Source organism: Clostridia bacterium (assembly GCA_028698525.1).
Taxonomy (GTDB): domain Bacteria; phylum Bacillota; class Clostridia; order JAQVDB01; family JAQVDB01; genus JAQVDB01.
In genome coordinates, this window is the sequence record JAQVDB010000080.1 from 1 (window position 1) to 7,866 (window position 7,866).

The window sequence follows — 7,866 nt, forward strand, 5'->3', positions numbered from 1 at the left end:
ACAAAGCTTCCATGTGGTTGAATTCAGCTCTTGACCGTATATTGAAAGATTTTCTATCCTTCCTTGGTGTTCCTCAACAAATTTTTGGCTTTGAACGAACATACCTCCACTACCACAACAAGGGTCTATGTTCTTACCGTCTTTGATACAATTTATAATGAAGAATTTATATGTTGGTAGGTTCCATCTAGTAGAAAAGCCCTTGATATGAAGGAGTTTAGCTAGTTTTTTTTAGTTAATGAATTCAAAACTTAGAGGGGCAATCGATCAATACAAATATCTATGATCTATACTTTTCCATTCATTATATTTTTGAGCACACCGTTCCTATACATCAAATGAATAATTAAAAAGTATAGGCAAAATTAAAAGGTTCTTTATAGTGTGTATTATACTTGAATTTACAGCAATTAACCACCAGATTGTAATGATTCTAATTTGAAGTAATCTATAAATAATATATACTATAACTTATCCCTTATTTTATTCTTCCAAGCAATGAGTTAAATTTCAAAAAATAAATAGTTCATATTGAGTTATTATCCAGTTAGTCTGCTTATGTTAAATTTTATTGATTTATTATTATTTATAGGTTATAATGGGACTATATTAGGACTGTTTTAGGCCTATTATAATACTAGGAGAGGGCAGGTATATATATGGCTAAACTAGATGATTTAATTTACCTTGACACTTATGTCATTCAAAAAGATATGAGGCTTAGATTGCCAAAAACCATCATACAAAATATGAATATAGTAAAAGGTGAAACCGTATTCGATATATATATGAAATCTGATAAAAGCATAATCGTTTTAAAAATTAAGGAGGTAGAAGATATAGATGAGTAGCACTTTTTCACATTTAAATTTTAAAGAGTTGGAGTCTGTCAATAACCCAAACTCGATTCACGGAATTTACCCATATCGAGGTAAAATTTCTGCTATTGATGCAAAAAAAATAATTGAACAACTTCCAAAAGACATGACTCTTCTCGATCCATTTTGTGGATCAGGAACAATATTATACGAAGCTCAAAAACATGGACTAAAAGTTATCGGGGTTGACCAAAATCCTTTAGCATATGAATTATCTAAATCTAAAATTGAACTTATGGATGATAACCTTAGAAAAAAAATAATAAATACTACTGAAAGCATTATTAAAGAAGCCATGTTGAGAAACGAAAAAAATCTAAGCCAACCAATGCCAGAGGAGGCTTTGAAAGCCTTTCATGTTGATACATCTCGAGAAATAATGTCTGTAAGTTCTCTTATAAACGACATGGATGATTATATTAGGGCTGCTTATTATGGGGCTATTGCTTTAACTGCTAGGGGTTGTAACGATTATAAGTGGACATCAAGCACTGTAGGAAAAAATATTGAGCCAAAAAGATATATTAATTTTTATGAGAAGTTTATGTATAAAGTAAAAAAACATATTAAGCATACTAATGATTTAGGATTATATTCTGGTACTGTGTATAAAAAAGACAGCAGACTTTTAAGCGAATATATTCCTGATAATAGTATAGATATCGTTTTTACTAGTCCCCCCTATTTTGATGCACTAGATTATACCGCCTATTATGGAAAATTAATATATGATATCCATTCAATTAATAGATTAGAAATAAAAAAGGATCTAATTCAAAATGTTTCTACATATAAAGACGATATGCATCGGGTTTTAAAAGAACTTAACAGAGTTACTAAAGATGAATCACTTATCATATTTATAGTAGGTGACAGAAAAAGAGGTAAACAAATTACTAATGGTGGAGACTTCTTTTCCGAAATATGGGCTCCTTCATACATTCTAGAAAGAGAATACAGTGGAACATCTAGTCAGGTATTTGATAAACTCAACAAAACAAAAAGAAAAGAACAAATAGTTGTATGGGAAAAAGAAGAGGGAGAGGTGCTTAAATATGGAAAAGAATTTCATACCGAACAGCAAAATTTATAATAAGGATAGTAGAGACATGTCTGAAATAAAAGATTCCTCTATAAATTTAATAGTAACAAGTCCACCTTATGGTAATTTGAAAGATTACAAAGTAAATAATCAAATTGGTCAAGGAAGTGGATATAAAGAATACCTAAAGGAGCTTGAGAAAGTTTGGGATGAGTGCATAAGAGTACTTAGCCCTGATGGGAAATTGTGCATTAACATCATGCCTTTATTCGAATCTGGAAATGACACTAAATTCAAAAGAAGAGTTACTAGACTTGTAATTAATGATCTCATAAATTATATTGAAGGAACAGAAAAAATGTTTTTACTATCTCTTTTTATTTGGGATAAAAGAAAAGTTGCAAGATTTAGCTCCTTTGGAAGTTATCCATACCCAACAAATATCTTTTCAACATATCCTTATGAGTGGATTATTGTTTTTTGTAAGGAAGGAAAAAGAAAGCCCGTCGATAAAAATATAAAAGAGCTATCAAAAATTTCGCAAAAAGAATGGGCTGATTGGGCTATTAATTCATTTTGGGAAATGCAGCCTGCCAAAGCTAAATCTGAAAATCATCCAGCCCCCTTTCCTAAAGAATTGCCTCATAGACTTATAAAGCTATACAGCTTCTATGGAGATACTGTTTTAGATCCCTTTATGGGATCAGGTACAACCGCAGAAGCAGCTATAGAATTAGGTAGAAACTCTGTAGGTTATGAAATTAATGAAGATTATATAGAACTTATAAATAATAAAATTAAAAATGGTTTGAAAACATTTCATGAAAAAAAATTCTTACAACAAAATTTCCTTGACTAACAGATAAAGAGGGCCATCTTTGGTCCTCTTTATCTAATCTAAAAAGTAATATTGACTACTTTATATTCATCTCCTGCTTTAACAATTTTACCACTAGTTAATAAGCCGTAAACATTTTTCTCAGAGAATAGATTATCTAAGAATGTAATGATATCAAAAGACTTATCCTCCATATATTTTACAGATAAAGCCCATAATGCTGGAGCACTAATAAATGGGATTTTGTCAGGTGAATCTCCTATAAGTTTATAAAATCTGTTTGATAAGTTACCTATATCTACTTTATTATACACGCTGCCTGGAGGGTGTAATATATCTTCTCTTCCTCCTATTAGAATAAGAAGAGTAAAATCTTCAGGTAGTAAATATTTTTTTATGGTTGGACTATATTTTGAGTGTTGCTCTACGAACCTTTCATCAACCATAGCATCTGATAAAGTTGTTTTTGCCTCAATAAACATAAACTTCTCTCTTGATTTAGCACCAATATCTATTCTTCCATTCCTATCAAAAAGTTCATTTGGTGCGGGAATTTCTATGGCGGTGATTACCTCTTCACTAGAGCAGTTAGTAAGCAATGCAGTAGCCCAAAGCTGTATTCTTTTCGTTTCTTCAATACTAGTAAAAGTATATAAATTCATGTTTTGAGGATTCTCTATAAAAAACTTGGAATTAGGCAAGTTAATCATTTCTTCTTTAAAGAAGCTTATAGATGGATATTTAGTCTTTATATCTTCGAATTTTTCTCTATAGCTAGGTAATAATTCATCAAAATAACAGAAATTACAATAAAAGCATTTATTGTCTATGTTAAAAAATGCTCCTTCTTGTTTCACAGCATTACACACATTCATAATTAAAGAAAATTTTTCATTTCTATAGTTAGCATTGTCTAGAATAAAATTTTCAACAGATGCATATTTTCTTGTTGTTGCAATCATAGTTCTTTCACCATCTTCTCTGCTAACTCTATAATTTCAGATGGAGCTTCAAACATGAGAGCTTCATTATTAACCTTAGAGCATCTTTGAATATATAGCTTATTGTTAACTTCTTTATATTTTAGCAATAACCCTGTTAACAAACATATAGCTAATTCTGATTGTAAAATTTCTTCGACTTTTGAATTCGGTAAGAAAAAATCTTCATAATACTTATTAAATAAACTAATTAAATCATCAAAAGAAATTTCCTTATCATTATTATTTAATATGTAAATAATAGCGAATCTTCTGTTTAAGATTATTGAATTATATTGTTGCGTAGTATTTCTAATGCTTTCACTGTTTCTTTCTCTTAAAGAACCCACATTTTTGTTAAGGTTATTATAGCTCAAGGGGTTCTCTATATATGGGTCACCCTCAAGATATTCTTTGGCAAATGAAGTTAATATAAATTTACGAATTGTAAGCCTTTTGGCATTAATGTAATCCCTATAAAATATATGTGGTAAAGATTCATTTTCATTTCTATTATTCTCTGGCTCTATCAAGCCTGCTTGTATACACCAAGAAGTCAGTAATGATACAGTTCTAGTATTGCTATCTTTTGTAGAAAAGGTGGATAATTCAATAGGATCATCTGTTATTGGATAACTAACATATAATCTTGAACTATTAAAATTTTCGCCTTTCTTAAATGCATCCCACAAATATCCTATTACAGGACCGTAAGATAATACACTCCTCCTAACTATCTCAAACCACTCTTTTTGATTAAAATCTAACTCCGTAAATTCTTCCCCTATAGGTGTTATGATAAATTTTCCATCTAAAAGTTTGGTAAAGCCTAGAGCTTCCCATGCCCTTACAACCGAGCTTGCTGCTTTTGCTTTCGTTGTATCGTAGTCCAATGATTGTGTTGCATAACATTTAGAATCATTTAGTGGATTATCGAGAAATGGGCAATACTTTATCCCTAAATTTTCTTCTAGTAATTCGCAATGATTTAATATGTTGTCTTCTGCATTTGAATCATACCGTATGTCAGATATCGAAAAGCCATCTTTGCCAAAATTATTTAAAGTGGTTTTTAAAATATAGTACAAACATTCTATTCTACTTGAGTATTTCCTGTTCAATAAAATAGCCATTACATTCCTCCTTTGGATATAATATCATTCACCGTATATAAATTCTCATATTCATAATTTCTCGAGTTTTTATTTTGGGGTGTAGTTAGTATTTTAAATTGAATATTTGTATTTGTGTACCTTTCATCTATAGCGCCTAATATATCATAGTATGATCTTTTGTAATACTCATAACTATTTATATCAGTTAAAACCTTCACTAAAAACACAGTATTACTATCTTTATATACGATATCTATTCTTTTATTTCTATAGTTCCCTTCTGCTTTCACTTCGCAAACAACAAAATCGTTATCAAGCATATATTTTAATGCTATGCTTAATCTTTTTAGATCTGTTAAAAAGTAATCACTAATATTAGGTTGTTCCTTATTTGAATTTTTGTTGTGATTAGAAATATATTTTAATTCACACAGCCCACATTGTATGCAATTGCTTTTCTTATATACTCTTCTATTATCAACTGCAAGTGCGTTTACCGGACACAGGAATATCCTATGTTTTTTAATTTTATTTATATAATCTTTGTTAAAAAAACATTTGATTTCTATTTTTGAGAAATAATAATCTATCAAAAAACATTCTGGATTATCTAAAATAAATTCATTCATATTAGTCCCCCCCCTTAAAAAAACATATATTAAAATATTATTATATCAGGAAAACATCAGAATAACAATGATCAGCTATTTTTAATTGAGGATTCATGTTTTAATTGGTATAATATTCTTGCAATTATGTATAGGGAGGTCAAATATGTCTAACAATCGTTCATTTAAAACATATGTTTTCAACCGTTTTTATAATGATTTTCATGAGGCAATTAATATATTTATTAGTCAAAACCGTGATAGCCTTGATATAGAGTCATGGCATGTAGACCAAATTGATGAGACTTATTTAGATGATATAAATATAAAACATATTTATATCAATGACCTCCCTGGAATGAAGGTAGCCTTCGATGTACTAATCGAAGCTATTTTTGAAATACATGAGATAGATAGAAGGCACGATAAATATGATGAAGTTTCAAACTGGTTCAAAATCTCTTGCATAGCTGATTTGGAGACTGGCCTAGGCGACTTTAGTATTGAATATGTAGAAATTTACAGCCATAAGGAAAAGCAACTTAAACCTTTATCTGATACCTTAGTCCCTATTATTAAAAAAGAAGAACTAGAAAAAGTTGCTGTAGACTTCCTCAAAATTTATTATCCAGAAGCATTGAAAGAGCCCACATATATAAACCCAGATGATTTAGCTGAAAGAATGGGACTTTCTGTGGAACTAAGACACATAACCCCCGATTTTTCCACCTTTGGTCAAATATTTTTCGTAGATACAAAGACAAGCTATTATGATAAGGAATTATCAGGCTATAAAGCAATTAATGTTACTGCGGGTACTGTTTTTGTAGATCCCGATGCATTTTTCCTTAGAAATTTAGGCTCTGTAAATAATACGATTGTCCATGAATGTGTCCATTGGCATCTCCATAGAAAGGCTTTTCAATTAGAAAGATTATATAATAAAAATGCTACCCAGATACAGTGCCAGGTTGTAGGTGGTGTTAAAGATAGTGCCATACAATCATCAACCGACTTTATGGAATGGCATGCAAATGCTCTAGCACCACGTATACAAATGCCTTTTTATCAAACTAAAATAAAAGCTGCAGAGTTTATTAGAAAATACCTTAAACAGAACCCAGAAGCAAAAGTTATAGATATCATGGAAAATGTAATTGATGAAGTTTCTTACTTTTTTATGGTATCAAGGCTCGCCGCTAAAATACGTATGATTGATATTGGCTACGAAGAAGCTATTGGTACTTTTACATATATAGATGGTAAATATGTAAAACCTCATACTTTTAAAAAAGGTTCAATAAAGAAAAATCAAACCTTTTCAATAAGTGAAGTCGATGCAATAATACAAAGTTCTATAAATCCTAGCTTAAAAAAGAAATTAGAGAGTGGTAATTATATTTTTGTAGATTCTCACTTTTGTATAAACCATCCCAAATATGTCCAATATGATATGTGGGGTCAAGCTTCCCTAACTGACTATGCTAGATACAATATGCATGAATGTTGCTTGGTTTTTGATATTGTATTTAATAAACCAGTTGGTAAATTTAATGAAGACTTTTATTATAAGTGCATTCTTTTCAAGGATGCTACTTCTGACATAATATTTGAAGCACGATTTAGTGACTCTTCTATAAATGATAATATAGATGCCCAAGCTCAAGCTATTATGGCCTATAGCAAAGATATAGCTAATGTACTCCAATCTATGCCTGGTAATTTCCCTGGTGCCTTGGTCTATTTAATGAATTGGAGAGATATAACTGTTGAGGGCTTAGCTGAAAAAACCTTTCTTGACCCAAGGACTATTCAACGATTAAGAAATGACCAAACAAATAAAACCACTATTGAAACAATAATAGCGGTATGTATCGCTTTGCAACTTCCCCCTCCTATAAGTAATCGTTTAATTGATTTATCTACCTGTTCGCTTGGTGTAGGAGAAGAACATATGGCTTATCACTGTCTACTTACTTCATATTATACAAGACCAATAATCGATTGTAATAGCCTTCTTACCAATATGAATCTTAAACCTTTAACAAAAGAAAAATAAATTTAAATTTTCCCAGACATTTTTTGTCTGGGTCTTTTTTATGAATTTATACAAATTATTCCTTTTAAACACCTAAAGTTGATTTTTTAATCCTCTTTAGGTGTTTTTTTATGCCTTTTATCTCATTTAACCAGACATTGTATGTCGTTTTTATATAACCTCTTCCTCTGTATTATATAGATAAATTATTAATCTTTTAAAATTTAAAATCTTATTACAGAAAGGAGGAAGCCACCATGCAGGAAGTCAGAAACATCAACAACAAACGTATCTGTGATATCAGTAATGACCAAAAAGTAATAGAAATTCGTCTCAAAAACTGCCTTACAATAATTACTGCAAACCC

General features: G+C 30.3%; 7 protein-coding genes and 1 pseudogene. 4 read left to right on the top strand and 4 right to left on the bottom strand.

Annotated features, from left to right (window positions below):
• Positions 1–147: pseudogene (locus PHP06_09820) on the bottom strand (N-6 DNA methylase).
• A 512-nt stretch (positions 148–659) separates the two neighbouring features.
• Here PHP06_09820 and PHP06_09825 point away from each other — a divergent pair.
• The 3 genes from PHP06_09825 to PHP06_09835 are packed head-to-tail and all read left to right on the top strand — an operon-like array spanning position 660 to position 2,779.
• Positions 660–851 (top strand): AbrB/MazE/SpoVT family DNA-binding domain-containing protein, encoded by a 192-nt coding sequence (locus tag PHP06_09825; protein MDD3840848.1) that lies wholly within the window; start codon positions 660–662, stop codon positions 849–851.
• The gene (locus PHP06_09830; GenBank protein ID MDD3840849.1) at positions 844–1,971 is read left to right on the top strand and encodes a DNA methyltransferase; all 1,128 of its coding nucleotides are present in this window, start codon (positions 844–846) and stop codon (positions 1,969–1,971) included. Before PHP06_09825 ends, PHP06_09830 begins: the two co-directional genes overlap by 8 nt.
• Positions 1,934–2,779 carry a site-specific DNA-methyltransferase gene (locus tag PHP06_09835; GenBank protein MDD3840850.1) on the top strand — a complete coding sequence of 282 codons (846 nt, stop codon included), beginning with the start codon at positions 1,934–1,936 and terminating at the stop codon, positions 2,777–2,779. The genes PHP06_09830 and PHP06_09835 overlap by 38 nt, the downstream gene beginning before the upstream one ends.
• A gap of 38 nt (positions 2,780–2,817) precedes the next feature.
• Here the strand turns inward: PHP06_09835 and PHP06_09840 are convergent, their stop codons facing one another.
• From PHP06_09840 to PHP06_09850, 3 genes are read right to left on the bottom strand one after another with little or no spacing between them, the layout of a single operon-like run.
• Entirely contained in the window at positions 2,818–3,720 is a 903-nt protein-coding gene (locus PHP06_09840; protein ID MDD3840851.1) for a hypothetical protein, read from the bottom strand.
• The gene (locus tag PHP06_09845) at positions 3,717–4,871 is read right to left on the bottom strand and encodes a hypothetical protein (protein MDD3840852.1); all 1,155 of its coding nucleotides are present in this window, start codon (positions 4,869–4,871) and stop codon (positions 3,717–3,719) included. The genes PHP06_09840 and PHP06_09845 overlap by 4 nt, the downstream gene beginning before the upstream one ends.
• The gene (locus tag PHP06_09850; GenBank protein ID MDD3840853.1) at positions 4,871–5,482 is read right to left on the bottom strand and encodes a hypothetical protein; all 612 of its coding nucleotides are present in this window, start codon (positions 5,480–5,482) and stop codon (positions 4,871–4,873) included. Before PHP06_09850 ends, PHP06_09845 begins: the two co-directional genes overlap by 1 nt.
• Positions 5,483–5,627: 145 nt before the next feature.
• Between PHP06_09850 and PHP06_09855 the strand changes: the two genes are divergently transcribed.
• Positions 5,628–7,520 carry a helix-turn-helix transcriptional regulator gene (locus tag PHP06_09855; protein MDD3840854.1) on the top strand — a complete coding sequence of 631 codons (1,893 nt, stop codon included), beginning with the start codon at positions 5,628–5,630 and terminating at the stop codon, positions 7,518–7,520.
• Positions 7,521–7,866: the final 346 nt, after the last annotated feature.